The sequence below is a fragment of the Ruegeria sp. AD9 genome, assembly GCF_056542305.1.
In genome coordinates this window covers 201615-223218 of record NZ_JBQFZP010000004.1, presented here as the reverse complement: position 1 = coordinate 223218, position 21604 = coordinate 201615, and the positions used below count along the sequence as shown (strand labels likewise).

Annotated in this window: 24 protein-coding genes, 1 tRNA gene and 1 pseudogene; 15 read left to right on the top strand and 11 right to left on the bottom strand. The window is 58.8% G+C overall.

Going from position 1 to position 21604, the window contains the following annotated elements; genetic code table 11:
• Positions 1–172 precede the first annotated feature (172 nt).
• Together ACR0AM_RS08365 and tnpA are read left to right on the top strand one after the other, a co-directional pair.
• Positions 173–248: transfer RNA gene (locus tag ACR0AM_RS08365), tRNA-Thr, on the top strand.
• 428 nt (positions 249–676) lie between these two features.
• Positions 677–1069, top strand: a pseudogene (gene tnpA / locus ACR0AM_RS08360) (IS200/IS605 family transposase).
• Between the two features lie 33 nt (positions 1070–1102).
• Here the strand turns inward: tnpA and pncB are convergent.
• On the bottom strand, positions 1103–2395 hold the full coding sequence (pncB, locus tag ACR0AM_RS08355) for a nicotinate phosphoribosyltransferase (RefSeq protein ID WP_480622626.1): 1293 nt from the start codon (positions 2393–2395) through the stop codon (positions 1103–1105).
• 164 nt (positions 2396–2559) lie between these two features.
• On the opposite strand from pncB, the gene ACR0AM_RS08350 reads away from it, so the two are divergent.
• Positions 2560–3093, top strand: a complete 534-nt coding sequence (locus tag ACR0AM_RS08350) for a hypothetical protein (RefSeq protein ID WP_480622625.1) — start codon at positions 2560–2562, stop codon at positions 3091–3093.
• Here the strand turns inward: ACR0AM_RS08350 and pncA are convergent.
• Positions 3090–3683: a bifunctional nicotinamidase/pyrazinamidase gene (gene pncA, locus ACR0AM_RS08345; protein WP_480622624.1), complete on the bottom strand. Its 594-nt coding sequence runs from the start codon at positions 3681–3683 to the stop codon at positions 3090–3092. The two genes, ACR0AM_RS08350 and pncA, sit on opposite strands and share 4 nt — an antisense overlap.
• Before the next feature lie 97 nt (positions 3684–3780).
• On the opposite strand from pncA, the gene trhO reads away from it, so the two are divergent.
• Positions 3781–4686 carry an oxygen-dependent tRNA uridine(34) hydroxylase TrhO gene (gene trhO / locus ACR0AM_RS08340; RefSeq protein ID WP_480487027.1) on the top strand — a complete coding sequence of 302 codons (906 nt, stop codon included), beginning with the start codon at positions 3781–3783 and terminating at the stop codon, positions 4684–4686.
• 65 nt (positions 4687–4751) lie between these two features.
• Positions 4752–5264 (top strand): potassium channel family protein, encoded by a 513-nt coding sequence (locus ACR0AM_RS08335; RefSeq protein WP_480487029.1) that lies wholly within the window; start codon positions 4752–4754, stop codon positions 5262–5264.
• Between the two features lie 3 nt (positions 5265–5267).
• Here the strand turns inward: ACR0AM_RS08335 and ACR0AM_RS08330 are convergent, their stop codons facing one another.
• Positions 5268–5597, bottom strand: coding sequence for a hypothetical protein (locus tag ACR0AM_RS08330; RefSeq protein ID WP_480622623.1), 330 nt, complete (start codon positions 5595–5597; stop codon positions 5268–5270).
• A gap of 188 nt (positions 5598–5785) precedes the next feature.
• Between ACR0AM_RS08330 and betB the strand changes: the two genes are divergently transcribed.
• Together betB and ACR0AM_RS08320 are read left to right on the top strand one after the other, a co-directional pair.
• Positions 5786–7240 carry a betaine-aldehyde dehydrogenase gene (betB, locus tag ACR0AM_RS08325; RefSeq protein WP_480622622.1) on the top strand — a complete coding sequence of 485 codons (1455 nt, stop codon included), beginning with the start codon at positions 5786–5788 and terminating at the stop codon, positions 7238–7240.
• A gap of 119 nt (positions 7241–7359) precedes the next feature.
• On the top strand, positions 7360–8727 hold the full coding sequence (locus tag ACR0AM_RS08320) for an MmgE/PrpD family protein (protein WP_480622621.1): 1368 nt from the start codon (positions 7360–7362) through the stop codon (positions 8725–8727).
• 58 nt (positions 8728–8785) lie between these two features.
• Here the strand turns inward: ACR0AM_RS08320 and ACR0AM_RS08315 are convergent, their stop codons facing one another.
• Genes ACR0AM_RS08315 through ACR0AM_RS08295 form a run of 5 tightly spaced genes read right to left on the bottom strand, consistent with a single transcriptional unit; the run spans position 8786 to position 13417 of the window.
• Positions 8786–10933: a hypothetical protein gene (locus ACR0AM_RS08315; RefSeq protein ID WP_480622620.1), complete on the bottom strand. Its 2148-nt coding sequence runs from the start codon at positions 10931–10933 to the stop codon at positions 8786–8788.
• The gene (motA, locus tag ACR0AM_RS08310) at positions 10930–11799 is read right to left on the bottom strand and encodes a flagellar motor stator protein MotA (protein ID WP_480622619.1); all 870 of its coding nucleotides are present in this window, start codon (positions 11797–11799) and stop codon (positions 10930–10932) included. The genes ACR0AM_RS08315 and motA overlap by 4 nt, the downstream gene beginning before the upstream one ends.
• Before the next feature lie 47 nt (positions 11800–11846).
• Entirely contained in the window at positions 11847–12431 is a 585-nt protein-coding gene (locus ACR0AM_RS08305) for a MotE family protein (protein WP_480487034.1), read from the bottom strand.
• Entirely contained in the window at positions 12428–12910 is a 483-nt protein-coding gene (locus ACR0AM_RS08300) for a hypothetical protein (RefSeq protein WP_480484557.1), read from the bottom strand. Before ACR0AM_RS08300 ends, ACR0AM_RS08305 begins: the two co-directional genes overlap by 4 nt.
• 9 nt (positions 12911–12919) lie before the next feature.
• Complete coding sequence (locus ACR0AM_RS08295; RefSeq protein ID WP_480487036.1) at positions 12920–13417, bottom strand: flagellar basal body-associated FliL family protein; 498 nt, start codon at positions 13415–13417, stop codon at positions 12920–12922.
• A gap of 118 nt (positions 13418–13535) precedes the next feature.
• Between ACR0AM_RS08295 and fliF the strand changes: the two genes are divergently transcribed.
• The 4 genes from fliF to fliP are packed head-to-tail and all read left to right on the top strand — an operon-like array spanning position 13536 to position 16726.
• Positions 13536–15119 (top strand): flagellar basal-body MS-ring/collar protein FliF, encoded by a 1584-nt coding sequence (gene fliF / locus ACR0AM_RS08290; protein ID WP_480622618.1) that lies wholly within the window; start codon positions 13536–13538, stop codon positions 15117–15119.
• Positions 15119–15715 (top strand): FliH/SctL family protein, encoded by a 597-nt coding sequence (locus ACR0AM_RS08285; protein ID WP_480622617.1) that lies wholly within the window; start codon positions 15119–15121, stop codon positions 15713–15715. Before fliF ends, ACR0AM_RS08285 begins: the two co-directional genes overlap by 1 nt.
• Complete coding sequence (locus ACR0AM_RS08280; RefSeq protein ID WP_267364617.1) at positions 15708–15995, top strand: FliM/FliN family flagellar motor C-terminal domain-containing protein; 288 nt, start codon at positions 15708–15710, stop codon at positions 15993–15995. The genes ACR0AM_RS08285 and ACR0AM_RS08280 overlap by 8 nt, the downstream gene beginning before the upstream one ends.
• Entirely contained in the window at positions 15995–16726 is a 732-nt protein-coding gene (gene fliP, locus ACR0AM_RS08275) for a flagellar type III secretion system pore protein FliP (RefSeq protein ID WP_480474301.1), read from the top strand. Before ACR0AM_RS08280 ends, fliP begins: the two co-directional genes overlap by 1 nt.
• A 102-nt stretch (positions 16727–16828) precedes the next feature.
• Here fliP and ACR0AM_RS08270 read toward each other — a convergent pair whose 3' ends face one another.
• Together ACR0AM_RS08270 and ACR0AM_RS08265 are read right to left on the bottom strand one after the other, a co-directional pair.
• Positions 16829–17428 (bottom strand): MlaC/ttg2D family ABC transporter substrate-binding protein, encoded by a 600-nt coding sequence (locus tag ACR0AM_RS08270; protein ID WP_480474300.1) that lies wholly within the window; start codon positions 17426–17428, stop codon positions 16829–16831.
• The gene (locus tag ACR0AM_RS08265) at positions 17418–18188 is read right to left on the bottom strand and encodes an MlaA family lipoprotein (RefSeq protein ID WP_480476848.1); all 771 of its coding nucleotides are present in this window, start codon (positions 18186–18188) and stop codon (positions 17418–17420) included. Before ACR0AM_RS08265 ends, ACR0AM_RS08270 begins: the two co-directional genes overlap by 11 nt.
• Positions 18189–18538: 350 nt before the next feature.
• Here ACR0AM_RS08265 and ACR0AM_RS08260 point away from each other — a divergent pair, with 350 nt between their 5' ends.
• From ACR0AM_RS08260 to ACR0AM_RS08245, 4 genes are read left to right on the top strand one after another with little or no spacing between them, the layout of a single operon-like run.
• Entirely contained in the window at positions 18539–18994 is a 456-nt protein-coding gene (locus tag ACR0AM_RS08260) for a RidA family protein (protein WP_480474299.1), read from the top strand.
• Positions 18991–19758 carry a glycerophosphodiester phosphodiesterase family protein gene (locus ACR0AM_RS08255; protein WP_480622616.1) on the top strand — a complete coding sequence of 256 codons (768 nt, stop codon included), beginning with the start codon at positions 18991–18993 and terminating at the stop codon, positions 19756–19758. The genes ACR0AM_RS08260 and ACR0AM_RS08255 overlap by 4 nt, the downstream gene beginning before the upstream one ends.
• Positions 19759–19803: 45 nt before the next feature.
• Entirely contained in the window at positions 19804–20991 is a 1188-nt protein-coding gene (locus ACR0AM_RS08250; RefSeq protein ID WP_480622615.1) for a GNAT family N-acetyltransferase, read from the top strand.
• The gene (locus ACR0AM_RS08245; protein ID WP_480622614.1) at positions 20988–21281 is read left to right on the top strand and encodes a 4a-hydroxytetrahydrobiopterin dehydratase; all 294 of its coding nucleotides are present in this window, start codon (positions 20988–20990) and stop codon (positions 21279–21281) included. Before ACR0AM_RS08250 ends, ACR0AM_RS08245 begins: the two co-directional genes overlap by 4 nt.
• Here ACR0AM_RS08245 and ACR0AM_RS08240 read toward each other — a convergent pair.
• Positions 21278–21589, bottom strand: coding sequence for a hypothetical protein (locus ACR0AM_RS08240; RefSeq protein WP_209598446.1), 312 nt, complete (start codon positions 21587–21589; stop codon positions 21278–21280). The two genes, ACR0AM_RS08245 and ACR0AM_RS08240, sit on opposite strands and share 4 nt — an antisense overlap.
• Positions 21590–21604 lie beyond the last annotated feature (15 nt).

Below are 21604 nucleotides of genomic sequence, written 5' to 3'. Positions count from 1 at the left end.
CAAACTGAAAGCTCGCCCCATTGGATTGATCATTGGCCCAATACGTCGACGACAACCTCTGGTGAAAAGGGGGGAAAGGCCCGAACGGACATAACTGGTCTTGCAGGCTTTAGGCTGACAGTTTAAATGGGCCATCTCATCCGGTCGAGGCCAGTTCCGGATGACTCAAGGCGCCGCTGTAGCTCAGCTGGTAGAGCACGTCATTCGTAATGATGGGGTCGGGGGTTCGAGTCCCTTCAGCGGCACCAGTTTTCCGAAGATTAAAATCCCATGTACAGATAGATACTCGGCTCAGTTCGAGGAAACGCACCTTGGTCTGAAGTGCGGCCTCAAAGCAGGTAACCGCAAGCGGAAATTTTGCGCTCAAAAACAGGCATTGAAGACTTTGATGGGCGGTTCACGTGTTACGCTTCTCGAAAGCTTGTTGATGGTATCCGCTGAGTGATGATCATCAATGTGAGATTGCGCAGCTGCGAATTATGAACCACCTGTTTGGTATCCACGCATTGGAGTAAACCCTCCGACTTCCAGTCGTACCTGCTTCAGCGCGGAGAATCGTGTTATGACCTTACCCTCTGGAAAATGAGCCGCAGCCGGTTCGAAGGCTCATTTTCCAGAGGGTAAGGTCATGTAGTATGACACTGGCAAGCACTGTGTTTTCTATCACCGCTACCATATCGTCTGGTCGACCAAGTATCGCTACTAGGTGCTGACCGGTGCGGTGCGCTTGCGGGTACGCGCCATCATCCGTTGGGTCTGCCACGAGAACGAGGTCGACATCTTGCGCGGGGTGTTGTCGAGCAATCCCGTGCATTTGTTCGTGTCGGTGCCGCCGAAGATTGCCATCTCGGGTCGGGTGCGCAAGATGAAGGGCCGTTCGTCTCACAAGGTGCAACGGGAACTTCCCGCGCTGCGCAGCCGCTACTGGGGTCGCCGGTTCTGGGGCAGGAGGCATTTCTCAACCACCAACGGCGCCATCACCGAAGATATCGTGCTGCAATACCTCGAAAACCATATCGCCGATCCTACCGACGCCAGTCGGTGGTCGTTCAGTCCTGACATCATATGAATTGAGGGTAAGTGTTTGGTATTATGCCTTAGCTCAGACAATCACTTTGATCGCTTCCTGTGCGCCCACGCCAAACACCCGTTTGTATCGCTCGATCTGATCCGCGGGGCCCATTGCCTTTTTCGGATTGTCCGACAGCTTTACCGTCGGGCGTCCGTTGGCGGATACGGCTTTGCAGACCAGTGAGAACGGTGCCAGCGCGTCATGAGGGACCAGTCCGCGGAAATCGTTGGTCAGCAAGGTACCCCAGCCGAAGGATACTTTGGTGCGGTCCGCAAACTGTGCATGCAATTCCTGAATACTGCCTACGTCCAACCCGTCCGAGAATATGATCCGTTTTTGGGTCGGGTCCTCTCCGCGCGCTTTCCACCAGTTGATGGCCACCTCGGCGGCGGTAGCCGGGTCGCCGCTGTCGATGCGAATACCGGTCCAGCCAGCCAGCCAGTCGGGCGCGTTGTCCAGAAAGCCTTTGGTGCCGTAGGTATCGGGCAGGATGATGCGCAGATTGCCGTCATGTTCGTCATGCCAATCGCTGAGAACGTCATAAGGGGCCTGCGCCAGTTCGGCATCGGTATCGGCCAACGCGGAATAGACCATCGGCAGCTCATGCGCGTTGGTGCCGATGGCCTCAACCTCACGCCGCATCGCGATCAGGCAGTTTGAGGTTCCGGTAAACGCGGGGCCGAGCCCTTCGATCATCGCCTGCACGCACCAATCCTGCCACAGGAAAGAATGCCGTCGCCGCGTGCCGAAATCGGCAATCCCCAGACCGTTGATCGTGCTCAGCTTTTCGATCTTTTCCCATACGCGGGTCATCGCGCGGGCATATAGCACCTGTAGCGCAAACCGACGCATGTCGTTCAGCACTGCACGCGAGCGCAGTTCCATCAGCACCGCCAGCGCCGGAATTTCCCACAACATGACCTCGTGCCATTTGCCTTCGAAGGTCAGTTCATACTGATCGCCTTTGCGTTCAAGGTGGTAGGGCGGCAGGCGCATATTTTCGAACCATTCCATGAAATCGGAACGGAACATCTGGCGTTTTCCATAGAACATGTTGCCCCGCAGCCAGGTGCTTTCCCCCCGGCTGAGACTAAGCGAGCGGATATGATCCAGCTGTTCCCGCAGCTCGCCTTCATCGATCAAACGGGCCAAAGGCACGTGATTCGACCGGTTGATCAGGGAAAACACCACATTTGTTTGGGGCTTGTTTCGAAACACTGACTGGCACATCAGCAGTTTGTAGAAGTCTGTGTCGATTAAAGACCGGACAATCGGGTCAATCTTCCATTTATGATTGTAGACGCGGGTCGCGATGTCGACCATGGGGAACTCCTGCGATTTCCGTAGTTAGATCAATCGACAACGGGAATGGCAAGAGTCGCTGATTTGGTGACAATGCCAGCATGACGTCACAATACGGGCATATTGTGCATTGTTTTCGCCGGTTAGTGAGAGAAGGGGATGGTAAGACGAAACTGAGTTTGTGAATGGGTCTCGAGTACGATTTTGATATTGTTAATGTAGCACTGAACGAAATTGACCCGGAGAAGCTGGGGTCAGACTCTGATGTGGAACGCCAGGTGTGTGCGGTGTTTCGCGACATCAGAACGGCAGATGCGCTACGGGGAACATCGCCGAAAATCCGCAAGATTTTCCTGGATGCCGGGTTCAGCCTCGAGTCGCGGAACAGCGGCATCGTGCCCGGTGTGTTTCCGGCCGAAGATCAGGTGGACCGGGTCAGGATTCTGCGTTCTCTGTTTGAGAACATAAAATCGCGCGGCGTTCAGGGGGAGTATTGCGGCGAATTCAACCTGTGGGATTTTCTGCATTACATTCGGATGGCGCAGCCCATGGCCGGGATCGTGCGCACGCGTCAGGTGCGCAAACCACCGCCACAGCCACAGCAACCCGTTTCGGCACGTCGGCGTTCTATTTCGGGGCGTATCGGGCTGGCGTTTGGGCTGGCCGTTGTTTTGTTTGTGACGATCAAACTGCTGGCGGCTGCCGGGGCGACACCTTAGGCCAGCGTAACACCGGCGTCGCGCATGGCCTGCTCGGCGGCAGACAGTGATCCGTCCATGTCAATCGCGCGGCAGGCATCCATCCGGACTGTGACATCGAATCCCAACCGGGCAGCGTCTACAGCCGAATAGTGAACGCAGAAATCGGTCGCCAATCCAACCAGTGTCAAACGGGTGATGCCTCGGGTCTCAAGATAGCCTTTCAGGCCTGTTGGCGTCTGATGGTCATTTTCGAAGAACGCGGAGTAGCTGTCGATGCCACTGCGGAACCCCTTGCGCAGGATCAAATCACCATCAGTGCGCAACTCGGGGTGAAACGCAGCACCGTTTGAGCCCTGAACGCAATGGTCCGGCCACAGCACCTGCGGGCCATAAGGCATGTCGATCAGCTCGAACGGGTTTTTGCCTTTGTGCGAGCTGGCAAAGGAAGAATGCCCCGCCGGATGCCAGTCCTGCGTCAGGATCACGGCGTCGAACTCCTCCATCATGGTATTGATAGACGCGACGATTTCGTCTCCTCCGGCCACTGCCAAGGCACCGCCCGGGCAGAAATCGTTCTGGACATCGATGACAAGCAGGGCATGGGTCATGGCGGCCTCCGTATAACTGCCTTATCGGTAGGGGGCAGGGGCCGGGGCGTCAATGCAATCCCTTGCGACTCCGGGTTTGCGGGGGTAGATCGCGCATATGTACACGATCGCTGCCCTCTATCACTTTACCCGATTCCCAGACCCCGTCACACTGCGCGAACCGTTGCTTGATCTGTGCCGCGCGCAGTCCGTCACGGGAACGCTGTTGCTGGCGCAGGAAGGTATCAACGGCACCATCGCAGGTCCACGCGCCGGGATCGATGCGGTATTGGCACATATCCGGGCCTTGCCCGGTTGCTCGGATCTGGAGTGGAAAGAGGCGACCTCGGACCATCCGCCTTTCGGCAAGATGAAGGTGCGCCTGAAGAAAGAGATCGTGACCATGGGTCAGCCGGATGTCGATCCGCGCGCCCGTGTCGGCAACTATGTCGATCCGCAGGACTGGAATGATCTGATCCGTTCGGACGATGTCGTGGTGATCGATACCCGCAATGACTACGAAGTGGCGATCGGCACGTTTGAAGGCGCAATAGACCCTGAAACAGCCAGCTTCCGCGAATTTCCTGCCTGGTGGGAGGCGAACAAGGACCGCTTTCACAACAAACGCGTTGCCATGTTCTGCACCGGCGGCATCCGGTGCGAGAAGTCCACCAATTATTTGCTGGGGCAGGGGGTAGATGATGTCTATCACCTCAAAGGTGGCATCCTGCGCTATCTTGAAGAGATGCCATCCGAAGACAGCTCGTGGCAGGGTGAATGTTTTGTGTTCGACAACCGTGTCTCGGTAGGGCACGGCCTTGTTGAAGGACCGCACAAGCTGTGCCATGGCTGCCGTCGCCCGATCCTGCCCGAGGATATGAAACGCCCCGAATATGAACATGGCGTGTCCTGTCACCAATGCATCGACGAAACCTCCGAGGCCGACAAGATGCGCTTTCGTGAACGGCAAAAACAGATAGTGCTTGCGCGCAAGCGGGGCGAGCCGCATTTGCGTCAGGACTGAAAGCGGGTTGCAGGCCCTTGCTTTAGGTCGGATGATCACCCTCAGACTAGGCTGAGAGAGCGTTCATGCATCGCAAACCCACAACTTTGGAAGAATGGAAATCGACCCTGATTGCGGCATTGGGGCTGGTTCTGACAAGCTTTCTTGCCTGGTTCGGGTTGTCGCGCCTGAACGAAACCGCTGCGGGTGACATGATCGGAACAATCGCGTCGGTTGGCCTGCTGATCTGGCTGGTGTCGCAATCCTGGTACTACATGACACAGGTGAAATCGCCGCGACGGCTTTTGTTCCTGATGGGCGTGTCATTCATCCAGGTCGTCCCGTTCCTGTTCGCCGCCGTCTACGGGGCTTTTGGGTACAACGACAACTGTGTGGTCGGGGCGCAGGGTCCGGGGGATGTCCTGTATTTCTCATATGTCACCTTCACCACGGTCGGGTATGGCGACATGTCCCCGACCGGCCTGTGTCGCGGGCTTGCAGTGTCCGAGGCTGTGACCGGTTACATTCTGCTGGGTATGTTTGTTGCGGCTGCGGTTGCGCTTTATACCCGCAATCATGCGCCAGAAGACCCTAAGTAAGGGTTATCTGTTGTGATCAATCCAGCGGGACATCATTTTCTTGTCCCGAAAACACTCGGACGGGATCGGGCGGTGCTTGCTGCGTGAGATCCGTTCGGCGAATGCCACCTGCTTGCCCGTCGGGTAATCGTCGAATTGCGAGGTGCCACATGATTTGTGGGCCGAAATCCAGTCGGACAACAATCGCCTGTCACGTTGAACTTCAACCGGGATCTCAAGCGCTGATTTCTCGGCAATGGCGCGCGCATATCGCATCTGCCGGTCTGTTACCGGAAGCAGGTGGTAGTCATTGTTTGGCCCGTTCAGGGCCGTGTGGCGCATGTGCTGGGTCATCGGTTTGTCCTCTGACTATGTGGAACATATATAGAACATTAACCAAGGAGTTTCAAGATTTGTGCGCGGTGGCAGGCGTGACCTTGCCGCTTGGATGATTTTATTGACTGGCCAGTCAATAACCATTAGGGCCGATTCAAAATGACCAAATGCCCCGCCCGGACGGGGTCGAGCGAAAAGGACACGGTATGAAGTTTCAGCCCAAGGCCAGCCATTTCATCGACGGCACCTATGTCGAGGATACCGATGGCGCGGCCATTGACGTGATCTACCCCGCTACCGGCGAGGTGATTGCCCGTCTGCATTCGGCGACACCGGCGATTGTAGAAAAGGCTCTGAACAGCGCGAAAACCGCTCAGGCAGCTTGGGCCGCACTGACCGGAACAGAACGCGGCCGCATTCTGCGCCGCGCGGCCGACATTATGCGCGACCGCAACTACGACCTGTCGGTTCTGGAAACCCATGACACCGGCAAACCGATTCAGGAAACCACGGTGGCAGATGCCACATCGGGTGCAGATGCGCTGGAATATTTCGGCGGGTTGGCCGCCTCTCTGACCGGCGAGCATATTCCGCTGGGCGGTGGCGATTTCGTCTACACCATCCGTCAGGCGCTGGGCGTTTGCGTGGGCATCGGTGCGTGGAACTATCCCACGCAGATTGCCTGCTGGAAAGGTGCCCCGGCGCTGGCCTGCGGCAACACAATGGTCTTCAAGCCTTCGGAAACCACGCCCCTTTCGGCATTGAAAGTGGCCGAAATTCTGGTCGAAGCCGGCGCACCCAAGGGTGTCTACAACGTGATTCAGGGCTATGGCGACGTGGGGGCCGCACTGGTCACCGATCCGCGTGTAGCCAAGGTCTCGCTGACCGGATCAGTGCCGACAGGCCGCAAGGTCTATGCCGCGGCAGCTGACGGCATGAAGCACGTCACCATGGAGCTGGGCGGCAAATCTCCGATGATCGTCTTTGACGATGCCGACATCGAAAACGCGGTGTCCGGCGCGATCCTTGGCAACTTCTATTCATCGGGCCAGGTCTGCTCCAACGGTACCCGCGTCTTTGTGCAAAAAGGGATCAAGGATGCCTTCCTGAAACGCCTGTCCGAACGTCTGGCCAACGCCAAAATCGGCGATCCGATGGACGAGGACGTCAGCTTTGGTCCGATGGTCAGCGAAAACCAGTTGAACATCGCGCTGAGCTATGTCGACAAAGCCAGGGCCGAGGGCGCAAGGCTGGTGTTCGGCGGCAACCGGATCGAAGGCGACGGTTTCTACATGCAGCCAACCGTTTTTGCGGAAGTGAACGATGACATGACCATCGCGCGCGAGGAAATCTTTGGCCCCGTCATGTCGGTGCTGGATTTCGACACGGAATCCGAGGTCATGGCCCGTGCCAATGACACCGAATTTGGTCTGGCCGCAGGCGTCTTCACCAATGACCTGACCCGCGCGCACCGTGTTGTGGCCGGGTTCGAGGCGGGGACCTGTTATATCAACACCTATAACCTTGCCCCGGTCGAGGCCCCGTTCGGGGGATCGAAAATGTCGGGTGTCGGACGCGAGAATTCGAAGCTGGCGATCAACCATTTTTCGGAAATGAAAACAGTCTACGTGTCCATGAACGGCGTCGAAGCCCCTTACTAGGGTCTCTTCTTCATACGTTTTCCTCTGTTCCCGACATTTGGCGTCGGGAACAGAGTACAAGCCCGCCCTTACCTGTGGCTGACTTTCCTGTACCGGCCCCGCCCGACAGGAGAGCTCTCATGACGCATAACCCGCAGACAGATACATTTTCCAGGGTTGCCGATTTCACGCTGACCCGCGCGGCCTCGGACATGCCCGAAAGCGCACTAGAGGCCGCGGCGCTGATGATGCTCGACACGATGGGGATCCTGATCGCGTCCGGCCCGATGCAGGCAGGCGTGATCGCGCGGGACACGGCGGCGTTGCTTTATGCCAGCTCCGATTCTGCTTATGGCGCACGGATGCTGTTCGATGGCCGTACCGTCAGCATGGCAGGTGCTGCCTATGCCGCCGCTACGCAAACCGACAATCTGGATGGTCACGATGGATATAACCCCACCAAGGGCCATATTGGGGTGGTCGTGTTGCCAGCGCTGTCCGCACTGGCCGAACATTGCCCGAACCTAACCGGACCCGAGGCTTTGGCAGCGGTCGTCACCGGGTACGAGGTGGCCGGGCGCGCGGGCCTGTCACTGCACGCCAGTGTCAGCGACTACCACACATCCGGTGCCTGGAACGCGCTGGGCGTGGTCGCGATGGCGGCGCGCCTACGCGGATTGTCTGCCGACCAGATGCGGCAGGCGATGGGGATCGCCGAGTATCACGGGCCACGCAGCCAGATGATGCGCGAGATTGCCAACCCGACAATGCTGCATGACGGGTCGGGCTGGGGCGCGATGGTGGGGCTTTCCGCCGCTGTTCTGGCCGAACGCGGCTTTACCGGCGCGCCCGCCATCACCATCGAGGCGGAAGAGGTCAAACCCTACTGGGATGATCTGGGCACCTTCTGGCAGGTCGAACATCAATATGTAAAACCCTATCCGATCTGTCGCTGGGCCCATGCCGCGATTGATGGCGTGCGCGCTGTCATGATCGCGCATGACCTGACCAGCGCGCAGATCGAAACAGTGCATATCAACAGCTTTCATCAGGCGGCCTGTCTTTTTGCGGGGCTGCCCGAAACAACTTCGCAAGCGCAGTATTCCCTGCCATTTGCCGTGGCAGTTCAGGCCGTTTACGGGCGCATCGGCGTTGAACATATCTCAAGGTCTGGCCTGTCTGATCCCGCGGTCGCCAATCTGATGTCCCGCATCACGGTCGCGGAAAGCGAACACCACAGCGTCCGGTTTCCTGAAGGGCGCTGGGCAGATGTTACGATCACAACAACGGATGGCCGTGTTCTGAAATCCGGGGATATTCATGCCCGCGGCGGCCCCGAGGCCCCCATGACACGGGACGACGTCATCGCCAAATACATGCAGTTTGCAGCCCCTGTGCTTGGGGAAGTACGTGCCGACCGCATCCGTCGTGTAATACTTGGCTGGCCGGACAAAAGCGTGCGGTATGCAGACCTGACACCGCTGATTTTTGATCCGCCAGAACCGTGAACCGCGCCCCGTCCCGCCTGCATCGATCCGGGCAATTGGTCCGGTCGGTTGGGAAACCTCACTCCACCCTGACCGTGTTCAGCATTTCGACGATCCTCTGCCGCGTTGCCTGACTGTCCTCCAGTAGGCTTCCCGCATCAGCCAGCGGCTTGCCTGACACGCGAACCGGCGGGGCCAAAAGGGCCTCCGCAGTTTGGTTGAGGCTTGCGTATTTTCCGTCAGATGGCCCAGATTTTTCCCCCGGCAACCCGGCCAGCCATAAGTACCGGTTCGCCTCGTCCTGTTGCCCGCGGCTCTTCATGAGTTCGGCCACTGCGGCGTAGTCCTGCACCTTGTCCAACGCCTGCGCCCGCAGGACGAGCGCCTCGTCCGAGGTATCATTGGCCAGCTCAAGCATGGCCTGTTGCGGGCGGTCCGACAACAACGCCGCACGGGCGCGCAAACGGGCGCGCTCTGACCGCCGGGCCTGATCTTCAGGCCTGTTCGCAAGCGCTACGACCTGATCGGCAAAGCCGAGCACGGCTAGGCGTTGGGCCAGTGCAATCGCGGTATCCGTGGATAGCGCCGCCGCCCGACCCGATTGCTGCACCAGCGTAACCTGACGCAAAAAGGTAAGGTCGTCTGATCGCTCTGCCAGCAATTGCAGGTGACGGTTGAAAGCGCTGTTGCTGTCCGGGCCGTCTGGCAAAGACTGGATCACATCGAATGCGCTGTCGAAATCCTGACTCAGACCCAGGGCAATCGCATGGGTGCAGTTCATCATCGGGCCCAGTTCGGATCGCCGGAATTCGATCGCGTAAGACGCGGCCAGTTCAAGTTCCTTTGAAGACACGGTCTTGCGGTCGGACCACCGATTTTCCACCAGCCGGGCCAAAGCCAAAGGCGCTTCGGTCTTGGTCCCGGCTAAGGTCGCGACCTCGGTCAGCAGGGCCTCTTCAAGGGCGCTGTTGCCTTCGGCTTCGGCGACGCCAGCCCGGGCCAGCGTGGCGTTCGGGGACGGGTTCTGTTCAACCCGGTCGACCGAACGCATGATCCTGCGCGCGGCCTCCAGTTCGTGCGTGTCTGTCAGGATATCCGAAAGCCGCGCGCCAAGATGGCGGCGAAGATGCTCTGGCAGCTTTGCAAAGCTGTGTTCGATGGCTTCAAGATGTGCGTCGGATGCCAGCTGACCTTCGGACAGCACGGCCCAAAGTGCGACGTCGCTGTTACACCGTTGCTGGCCCCTGAATGGATTTGGCACCTGTGCTAGCCGCTCATCCACCAGCCGTGCAATCCCTTCGACACGTCCAGCCTCATCCGACGCGGTGTTCAATAACTGCAAAACCTTTTGCGCCTCGGCCCCAAAGCCGTGATAGGCATAGAGCTTTGCCAGTTCCAGCGCGCTTTCCGCGTCAAGACGGTCGAACTCTTTGTATAGGGCGGTGCGCAAGGCGGACACCTGCTCTGGAAACGGGCGCGTCCCGGACCATGTCGTGAACCCCAGTTCGGCCGTTGAGATACAAACCGGGTTGTCGTCGATCTGCTGCAAACCAGAGTTCAGAATGTCCTGCAGATCATCCAGAACCGAGGTCACACGGATGTTCGATGTCAATCCGGGTAACAGCGTCACGGCCTCGGACGAGGCAGAACGGCGCGGTCCGACAGGTGCCAGATTCAGGTCCAGCAGCTCACGGTCCGCCCCTTGCACCAGACGGGTCGACAACTGATCCCTGATCCCGTGCGTCTTCCCGGTCAGAAGCGGCAGGTCCAGCTGGGAAAGAAGCTTGTGTTCCGCGGGAGAAGCTTTCGGCGCTGCCGGTTTTTTTCGAGTCGGCGGAGGGATTTCCGCAAGCAAGGGGGGCAGGGCTATTGCTGGCGCAATGTCCAGAACGATCATCGAGTTTCGAAACAGGAACGCCGACGCGGTGCAGTCGCAACCGAATTCCAGCTCAAGCGCGCCACCGGGTTGCGCTTGCGACAGCGCGGCCAGCCGATCTGATGTCAACCGCCCGAACACCGAACCCGTCCGAAATGTGACACCCTTCAGGTCAATTGCCAGCTTGGCGCCGTTCTTGCGTTGGCTCAGAACCCAACCCGTATCCGGTGGAACGGTGAAAACCAGCCGGGTGTAGCCGTCATGTTCACCGGACCGCACAGTCACCTCTTCAGAGGTTGCGGCCGTTGCAAGCGTGATCAACGCTGCAACCAGTATCGCGGTTTGCCTCATGCTGCGGCCCGTTTGAGCTCTTTCAACGCATCCTCAAGCTCAGAGAAACCGGGGCGGTTGTGCGTTGGTGTGTTCTGGCGTCCGACCTCAATGCACATGGCAGCATTGTGGTTGTGCAGGTTTGCAACCAGAACTTCCTTGATCAACTGATAGAAGTGGTTGTCTTCCTCGACAACGGATTTCAGCTTGGCCGCAAAGGGACCAACCAGACCGTAGGCCAGAAAGACACCCAGAAACGTACCCACAAGGGCGCCGCCGATCAGTTTTCCCAGAACTTCCGGTGGCTGATCAATGGACCCCATTGTCTTGATTACCCCCAGAACGGCGGCGACAATTCCAAGTGCGGGCAGGCCGTCGGCCACGGTTTGCAAGGCGTGGCTCGAATTCAGGGCATGGTGGAAATTCGCTTCCATCCGTTTCTCCAGAACCTCTTCGACCTGATGCGGATCGTCGTAATTCATCGCCGCGGACCGCATCGTGTCGCAAATCAGATCAACCGCTTCCTTGTCGGCCTGAATTCTGGGGTAGGACGAAAACAGGTCCGAGCTGCCGGGGTCTTCGATATGCTGTTCCACCTCTACCGGATTGGCGCGGGCAATGCGGATGAGGGAAAACAGCAGGCACAACAGGTCGCGGTAATCCTCGGGCTTCCATTTCGGGCCTTTAAAGACCTTCCCCATGTCCTTGATCGTGTGTTTCACGCCGCCGATGTCGTTGCTGATCAAAAAGGCACCAACCGCGGCACCACCGATCATCATCATTTCAAACGGAAGCGACTTTAGAATGATGGTCATCTTGCCGCCAGCGGCCAGATAGCCGCCGAAGACCATCACGAAAATGACGACAATTCCAACAATTCCAATCATCTGAGATCTCCGGCTATGTGTGTTGCAACCGCGGGGAACACGGGCGACTATTCCTGAGGGGCCGAGGCGTTTCGGCCCGCCATGACAACGCTGATCGTATAGGCCGCTTCGGGGCTGAGCCCCGCCAGAACCCCGGCTGCCGCATCCGGTGACATGCGTGACAGAAACCCGGCGGCAAAGGTCGGGTCCATGGTTTCGAACAGCGCAGCCGCGTCTTTCGGCTTCATGTTCTGATAGATATCGGTCAGGCGCGTCAGGTCGTTTTCCGCCGCCCTGTCCGCCAGCGCCAGAGTGGTGCGCAACGACTCCTCGGCCTCCTCAAGCGCGGCCATGCGCATCTCAATAGCCTGACCCGCGATTTCCAGAGCGTTTTCCCGCTCGCGCAGCATGTCTTCCTTTTGTTTGACACGCTCTTCCCGGCGCAGAAGCTCGGTCAGCAAAACTTGCATGTCACGGGTGTCGGACGGGGCGGGTTCATCGTGTTCCGCCTCAGGTTTGGCTGGTTTGGCAAAGGCGGGTCCGGCTTCCAGTCCGATGCGGATAGCGGCCGAGCCGATCATCAGCAATGAGATCACGGCAAGCACCCCTCCGCGGGGCCGCGCGTTGGGAGTGTTGATCCGCGGGCGGCTCATGCCTGCGCCTCGCCTTGCTTGCGGTCATGCCGGAAGAACATCAGCCCCTCAGGTGCGCGTGCCTGTTCTTGGGGCGCAGCGGCTTCGCTGGCCTGCGGCTCGGGTTTGCCTTCGTGCTTCACGCTCTCCGGAACTTCGGTGATGGTGCTTGTCGCTGAAATCTCTGCCTCGGGTTGGGGATCAGCGTCTTTTTCGGGCACGACGTCGTGCATTGACGCCATCATGAGTTCCAGCCGCTGTGCCACCGTTTCGGCGCGCCCCGTCAGCGCCTTAAGCTGGTCGCCTGACTGATCAGAGGCGTTTCGCGCATCATCCAGTGATTTCCGCAGCTCTTCCGCTTGGGTTGACAACACCGCTACCGCGCCGCCGACGCCCTTTTCAAGATCGGCAAAACGCTTGAGACGGCGCGACAGCACAAAACAATACAGACCCGCACCCATGGCGCCGGCGACCAGCAAAATATCCGCAATCAGCTCCAATTTCGCCTCCTAGTTCAGAACAAATTCCATCACCAGCACGTCGCGCACGCGACCTTCGCCAACGACAATCTCGATGCGGCGTAGCAGGTGGCCCCGGATGCGCATCAACGCCAGTGAATCCTCAAGATCCATTAATTCGACGGCCCGCAGATACCCGTTCAGGACATCCATGATTCGCGGTCGCATTTTTTCCACGTCAGTCATGTACGGGGCGTTAACCTCAAGCTGTGCGTGAAACTTCAGATGCCGCGCGCCGCCGGAATTCACCGAAACGATCACCGGCGGCAAATCGAGAAAGGCAACATCCGCCAATGCCTTGGCCGGTTCTTCCTTTTCCAAGTCATGGCTTTCCGCCTTCTCGGCCTTGTTCCCCAGCGGCAGCAGCCCGGACGAGGTCAGGAAATACCCACCGGCGGCACCGGCGATGGCCAGAATCACCCCGACGATCATTCCTTTTTTCCCCTTCTTTTCCGGGGTTTCCGCCTGTTCAGCCGTTGCGTCGGTCATGACGTCCTCATTCCTGTGATCTGTCCTGTCATAACCTCGCAGGGACTAACCGATTGTTAAGGGCAATCGTCCAAACAGAGGATGCGCCGGGCAGAATGTCGGCGAGTCGGAGGTGAGCGTGCAGCAGATCGGAACTGTCTGGGCAAGTTTGGACAGGCGTAAACAAATCGTCGTTGCCGGTGCGGTTGTGCTGGTGTTTCTCGGGATCCTCGGAATGTCGCGCCTTGCGACAGCGCCGTCGATGACCCTGCTTTACGCGGATCTGGAAAGCGGGGCCGCCGGGGATATCGTGCGCGCGCTGGACCAGCGTGGCGTGGCCTACGAGATTCGGGGCGGATCAATTTACGTCTCGGGCGCACAGCGGGACGAGCTGCGGATGACTTTGGCCAGTGAAGGTCTGCCGGCCAACGGCAACAAGGGCTATGAACTGCTGGATTCGCTAAACGGCTTCGGCACCACATCCCAAATGTTCGATGCTGCCTACTGGCGCGCGAAAGAGGGGGAACTGGCGCGCACAATCGTGGGCAGCCAGCATGTCAGCCAGGCCCGCGTTCATATTGCCAACGGCTCTGCCAATCCGTTTCAGCGCAGCGTCGCACCGACGGCTTCGGTTTATCTGGTGCCCTCGGGGGGCGATATCACTAGCGATCAGGCCAAGGCCATCCGGTTTCTTGTCGCCTCTGCCGTTAGTGGTCTGTCGCCTGAAAGCGTGACAGTGATCGATTCGAACGGGTCCGTGATTGGTGGGCAGGACACCGCCGTGGCCGCCGACACGGCAGATGACAAGGCGCGGCAGCTGCGGGAACGGGTTCTGCGTCTGGTCGAAGCGCGTGTCGGTACGGGGAATGCCGTTGTCGAGGTCAGCGTCGATACCGAAACCAGGACGGAATCCCTGCGTGAGCGACGCTTTGACCCCAAGGGCAGGGTGGCGATCAGTACAGATGTCGAGGAACGCTCCGACAGCGCGCGCAACCAGTCAGCTGATGTCACGGTGGCCTCAAACCTGCCCGACGGCGATGGCGCGGGGGGGGAAGAATCGAATTCGACCGGGACCCAGACACGTGAGAGGGTGAATTACGAGGTTTCCGAAACCGAGCTGGAGGTGCACACCGCCCCCGGTGCGATCAAACGCCTTACGGTTGCCGTTCTGGTCAACGGAACGCGGGCGGTGGATGCCTCGGGCGCTGAATCCTTCACACCGCTGCCGCAGACGGAACTCGACGCACTTGAAGAGCTGGTGGCCTCGGCTGTGGGATTTGACGCCGTGCGCGGGGATGTCATCACTCTGAAATCGCTGGATTTACCAACGGTCGCGCCACAAGGCACGCTGGTTTCCTCTTCGCTTTGGCAAAACATCCACCTGGACGCCATGTCACTGATCCAGATGGCAGCGTTGGCGCTGGTGTCGCTGGTGCTGGCGTTGTTCGTGATCCGTCCGATCCTGATGAAACCTGCGATGGTCCCGGCGATGTTGCCAGCTGCGGAGGGGGGGGCTCCGCCCCCGTCGGTCCTGACCGGTGAAATCGCGGCGGACGGAACGGCAGAGTTCACGCCACTGCCCCAACAAGGGACCGTTCCCGTGCTTGGGGTCAGTGCCATCGGGGACCCGGTTGATCGGTTGCGCGCAATGATCGGCGACAAACAGGAAGAAACGGTCGAGATCCTGCGCAGTTGGCTTGAAGAAGGTGAGGAGCGCGTGTGATGTCCATCGCTCATCTGCTTGAGGATTTCACCACCCGAACCAGCGCCGGAGCCGTTCTGTATCTGGACGAGGAAGCGCTTGAGGAACAACGCCTTGCCGCGTTCGAAAGCGGGTACGGCGCCGGTTGGGAGGATGCCGCGCAGGCGCAGGAACAGAACCGCGGCCGCGTTTCAGCTGAACTGGCGGGTTCGCTTGAGGTTATGTCCTTCACCTATCACGAGGCGCTTAACCGGATGACATTGTCTCTGGAACCGATGTTCGAAAGCCTGGTTCAGACCGTATTGCCTGACATGGTCGAACGCGGGCTGGCCGCCCGGATCGTCGAACAGCTTTGCGAGATGGCGCGCGTCGAAATCGAACAACCGATGCAGATCATGGTGCCGGAAAGGTGCGCGCAAGCCGTGCAATCCCTGCTGCCGCAGACCCTGAACTCCGCACCGCGCGTCATCGAAGACCCTGGCCTGGCCCCCGGACAGGCGCGATTGCAGGTTGGCACAAGCCGGCGCGAGATTGATTGCGCGGCCCTGCTGTCCACCATTGCACAGGCATTTGACGCATACGTCTTTGAGGCAAGAAAGGCTTTGTCCAATGAATGACACCCAGTTCCCGAAAACCGAAAAACCCAATCCTTTCGAAACGGTTCCGATTGAAGTGACCGTTTCGGTTGGCCGCGCCCGCCCGTTGATCCGGGACTTGCTGAACATGGGTGAGAACGCGGTTCTGACCCTAGACAAGCGGATCGAAGACCCGGTCGACCTTTATGTCGGGGATCAGCTGGTGGCACGCGGGGTGCTTGAGGAGATGGAGGGCGATCAGGCTGGGCAACTGGCCGTGCGCCTGACCGAGATTGCGGATCTGCAAAACGGGATCGGCTGATGCGCTATGTGATCTGGCTGGGTCTGGCTGTAGTGGTGTCACTGCCGTCGATGGCGGCGGCTCAGGATGTGACCCTGTCGCTGGGCGAAGGCGGTTCGATCTCGGCCCGCACCATCCAGCTGATCCTGTTGATCACGGTGCTCAGCGTTGCTCCGGGTCTGGCGATCATGATCACCTGTTTCCCGTTCCTGATCACCGTGCTTTCGATCCTGCGGCAGGGTGTCGGCCTGCAGCAATCGCCGCCGAATATGCTTTTGGTCAGTCTTGCGCTGTTTCTGACTTATTTCATCATGGACCCTGTGTTCACCGAGGCCTGGACCGCGGGAATACGCCCGATGATGGAAGAAACCATGGCGGTCGAGCCCGCGCTGGAACGCGCGTTAGAGCCGTTTCGCACCTTCATGGCGAACCGGCTGGATTCAGATACGTTTTATGCAATGGCGGCCCTGCGCCCCGGCGGTGACGCGATCGAGCTGTCAGCTCAGGCCCCGTTATCGGTGTTGATGCCCTCTTTCATGCTGTCCGAGATCGCGCGCGCCTTTCAGATCGGGTTCCTGATCTTCCTGCCCTTTCTGATCATTGATCTTGTGGTTGCAGCGGTATTGATGTCGATGGGCATGATGATGGTGCCACCTGCCATCGTGTCTTTGCCGTTCAAGCTGGCGTTTTTCGTAATCGCCGACGGGTGGGCTTTGATCGCAGGCGCGTTGGTTCGCAGCTACATGCCGTAAATCTGTCAGGCACGCGCATCACGAGAAAGGGTCAGGCAGACCCGACCCTCTTGAACTTCCAAAAACACGAGCTGTCCGGCACACTTTTGTGCCGGAAACGGCTTAACCCGTCTTTTTCAGGTCCGTGATCAGTTGATTCAGATTGCCTTTGCGGGCGTCCAGCATCGCGCCGATTTCGGTTCGCTCGGTCAGCAACAGATTCACGCCTTCGATGAACATGTTGTAGAACTTGTCGCGACCTGATTTGTCGGAAACAAGGAACGTTACGTCGAACGGGGCTGATCCGCGCAGCTTGACCAACGTGCGAACCTCGTACCCGGCTTTGATCTTGCGGGCATTGCGAACATCGACCTCACCGCCGATAAATTCACGAAAACGGCGACCGTATTTACGCGAGATATAGCCCTGAAATGCAGCGGTGAACTGTTTCAGCTGGGTCGGGCTGGCTGTGCGGGCGTCCGCACCCAACGCATAGCGCGCCATGATCGGCACATCAGCATATTGAACAAAGATCTTTTCGAAATCGCGCAGCATCGCTTTTTCGGATTTACCCGACTCGATCACCCGGTTGATGTCGGAAACCACGTTGGTCACAAGCGCCTTGGCGGCGGCCTCGGTCTGGGCAAAGGCAGGTACGGGCAGCACTGCCAGCGCAAGCCCGGCTGCGATAAAATGGCGACGGTTCAACGCGTTATTCAGCATAGGGGTCCTCATAGGGGTCAAGATAGGGGTCCCTGACCGGGTCCGTCCCGGTTTCGGCATAGGGGTCAGAATACAAGTCCAGATAGGCGTCTTCGTCATCTCTTGCCAGTTCGAAGCGGCGGTTTTGCAGATAGATCAGGCGAGCCTGCGCATAGCTGTCGGCACTTTCGTAAAGAATGGAATCGACAGTATCCGAGAACCGACCCCGATCCCCCATGCGCCGCACAATTTCGGCGTAGACGCCAAGATTGTCGGCGGGGCGGGTCGGGCTGAAATTGATCGGATTCGAGAACAGGTTGACCACAACCCCGATCGCATCCCTTTGGGTCGACGGGCCATAGAACGGTAGCTCGACATAAGCGCCTTCGCCAACCCCCCAGACATGCAGGGTCTCACCGAAATCAGTGTCAACGGGTGGCAGGTTCAGCTCATCAGCGGGCGAGGACAAGCCAAAGCCGCCGACGGTCATGTTGATCACAAAGCGCAGCAGAGCATTGCCCATCTGTTTTGGATTGCCCTGAAGCAGGTAGTCAACTGCCTGACCGGGCAGCGAGATGTTTTCGGCAAAAGTGCTGAAACTGGTGACCATCGGGTCAGGAACGATTTTGACATACCCTTTCGAGGCCGGCCGGAACAGGAACCGGTCAACACCCAGATTAAACTTGTGAATTCCCCGGTTCGCATTTTCGTACGGATCAAACACGTCGCTGCGCAAGGCACCCTCTGGCGGCGTTGTTGCGCAAGCGGACACAAGGGCCATGACCGACAGTAAAACAAGGTGTTTCAGGCGAAATCTGCTCGACACGATCTTTGTTTCTCCTAAATGGCCTGGCACATGCGCCCGCCGGACATTCAATCAATAATCCACCAAAATCCACGTGCCGGGGTGGCACAAGTTGCAGTCACATAGTCGTTTCAGGTCTTAAATGAAACACCTTGCGTGTAACCTGTTCATCACGGTGGGGTAAAGTGACCGTCGATCAACAGTGAGTTTTCAGTAAAGATACGCTCAGATCGCAGGAAGGCCGAAATTTGCCGGTTTCCGTCTTTCCCAATCCGTGCTTCCCGGTTAGCGTCCCGCTGAGTTGATATTAGGGAAGGACCCTCGCAATGAGCATCGCTGCAAAACTGGAAAGCCTCGGTGTAACGCTGGAAGACGCGCCCGCGCCTGCGGCCAACTATGTGCCTTTCGTGCGTGTCGGCAACATCCTTTATGTATCTGGCCAGATCTCGAAGACTGATAAGCTGATCACCGGAAAACTGGGCGATGACTTGGATGTCGAAGCCGGGGCTGCGGCGGCGCGTGTCTGCGCGATCAACCTGCTGGCACAGGTCAAGGCTGCCTGTGGCGGCGATATCGAAAAACTGGTCCGCGTGATCAAGCTGACCGGATTCGTGAACTCGACCGCTGAATTCACGGCACAGCCGCAGGTGATCAACGGCGCGTCCGATTTTCTGGTCGAGGTGCTGGGCGATGCCGGTCGCCATTCGCGTTCCGCCGTCAGCGCGGCGTCGCTTCCGCTGGGTGTCGCGGTCGAGATCGAAGGCATTTTCGAAATCGAATGACGCCGCCCCTACCAGATGTTTTTTTGCAGGCCCCGATTGCGCATCGGGCGCTGCACGACATTACCAAGAACCGCCCGGAAAACAGCCGGGCGGCCATTCGTGCCGCGATTGAAGCTGGCTACGGGATCGAGATCGATCTTCAACTGACATCGGACGACCATGCAATGGTCTTTCACGATTATGACATGACCCGTCTGACCGGGCGGTCGGGGTCCATTCAGCAGGTCACGGCACTGGCCGCCTCTGGCACGCCGCTTCTGCATGGGGATGACGGCATTCCGACACTGGATGATGTGCTGGAAATTGTCGCGGGCCGGGTGCCGTTGCTGATCGAATTAAAGGATCAGGACGGGGCGATGGGCACGAAGGTGGGCGCGCTTGAACGCGACACCGTACGCGCGTTGCAGGGCTACAAAGGCCCGGTGGCCCTGATGTCCTTCAATCCCAACTCGGTCGCTGAACTGGCGCGGCTGGCCCCGCATCTGCCGCGCGGGATCACGACCTGCGCGTATGAGCCCAGTGTCGAGCTTTTGCCGCAAAGCGTCTGCGATCACTTGCGCGATATCCCGGATTTCGACCGTGTCGGCGCCAGTTTCATCAGCCACGAAGCCGCAGACCTGTCGCGCCCCCGCGTGGCGGAACTCAAGGCGCGGGGCGTGCCGATCCTGTGTTGGACAATCCGGTCGCCCGAACAAGAGGCAGAAGCCCGCAAGGTTGCCGACAATGTGACCTTCGAAGGCTATTTGGCTGCGCATTCGACTTGAACCCCCTCCGTGCGGTCACAGATAAAGGACAGGCGCGGAGGACATATGGATCAGGCACAGATCGAGGTTCAGGTACTGGGCGCTCTGTCGCAGATTTCAGCGGCAGAGTGGGATGCCTGCGCCTGCCCCGAAGCTGCCGATGGCGGGCGGCCGCTTGATCCCTTTACCACACATCGCTTTTTGCTGGCGCTGGAAGACAGCGGCTCGGTCGGGCGTGGCACCGGCTGGCAGCCGCAATACCTGACCGCCTATCTTGACGGGATGCTGATCGCGGCGGCCCCGATGTATGCCAAGTCGCACAGCCAGGGCGAATACATCTTCGATCACAGCTGGGCCCATGCCTATGAAAATGCGGGCGGGCGGTATTACCCCAAACTGCAAATCGCGGTGCCGTTCACCCCGGCAACCGGGCGGCGGTTTCTGGTGCGTCCGGGCTATGAACGGATCGGTATGTCGGCGCTGGTTCAGGGGGCGGTGCAGCTTGCGGCTGACAACCGGGTTTCGTCCCTTCACGCGACCTTCTGTACCGAGGAAGAAGCATTGGCTGGCGAACAGATGGGCCTGATGCTACGCCGATCGCAGCAGTTTCACTGGCTGAACGATAACTATGCGAATTTCGACGGCTTTCTGAGCGCGCTGTCGTCGCGCAAGCGCAAGACTATCCGGAAAGAACGCGCGCAGGCCTGTGGTTTTGGTGGTGAGATTCGCACTCTGACCGGTGACCAGCTGCGCCCCGAACATTGGGACGCGTTCTGGCGGTTCTACCAGGACACCGGATCGCGCAAATGGGGCTCACCCTACCTGACGCGGCGGTTCTTTGATATTGCACAGGATACGATGGCAGATGACATGGCCCTTGTGCTGGCCGAACGGAATGGATTTCCCATTGCGGGTGCGTTGAACTATATCGGCCGTGAAACCCTTTTTGGGCGTTATTGGGGTTGCATCGAACATCATGCCTGCCTGCATTTCGAACTGTGCTATTATAGGGCAATCGACTTTGCCATTGCCCACGGGCTGACCCGGGTCGAGGCAGGTGCACAGGGCGAACACAAGCTGGCGCGAGGGTACCTGCCAACACGCACGCATAGCTTGCATTGGGTAGGCGATCCGGGTTTTGCCGATGCGGTCAAGAAATATCTGGACGCCGAAGGCCACGCAGTGGAAGAAGAGATCGAGATTCTGACGGATTACGGCCCGTTCAGGAAATCGAACCCGGAGGAACAGCAATGACCGAACTCTTGTCGACCGAAACCCGTGGCCCGCTGCTGGATCCGCTGTTCAAAAACGGTTGGACCATGGTTGAAGGCCGCGATGCGATCACCAAGACCTTCATTTTCGACAGTTTTGTCCACGCCTTCGGCTGGATGACACAGGTGGCAATCTGGGCTGAGAAGTGGAACCATCACCCCGAATGGTTCAATGTCTACCGCACGGTCGAGGTTGTCTTGTCCACCCATGATGTGGGCGGCCTGTCGTCGCTGGATGCGAAACTGGCCCGCAAGATGGACAGTCTGTGCTAGCGATCGTTGCGGCCTGACCCTTCACCGCCGGCCAGCGATGCGGCAGTGCCCATCTGCCGGAACTCGGCAGGCGTGACAGTGCCGTCGCTGACATCAATCGCCCTTGGAATACCAGTGGTCTTGTTTCCGATCTGGCGCACGCTGCGCGCGGCCGGGTTGATATCCAGACACTTGTTTTCATAACAGGTCAGGCCAGACAGGTTGATCTGTATGCGGGCCTGCCCGTCCGGGCCTGTCACCAACGGGGCCTGCGGCACGTCACAGGCTGCAACCAGCCCCAGCGCCGTCACCCCAAGCCATTTGTTCATCTCATGCTCCTGCTG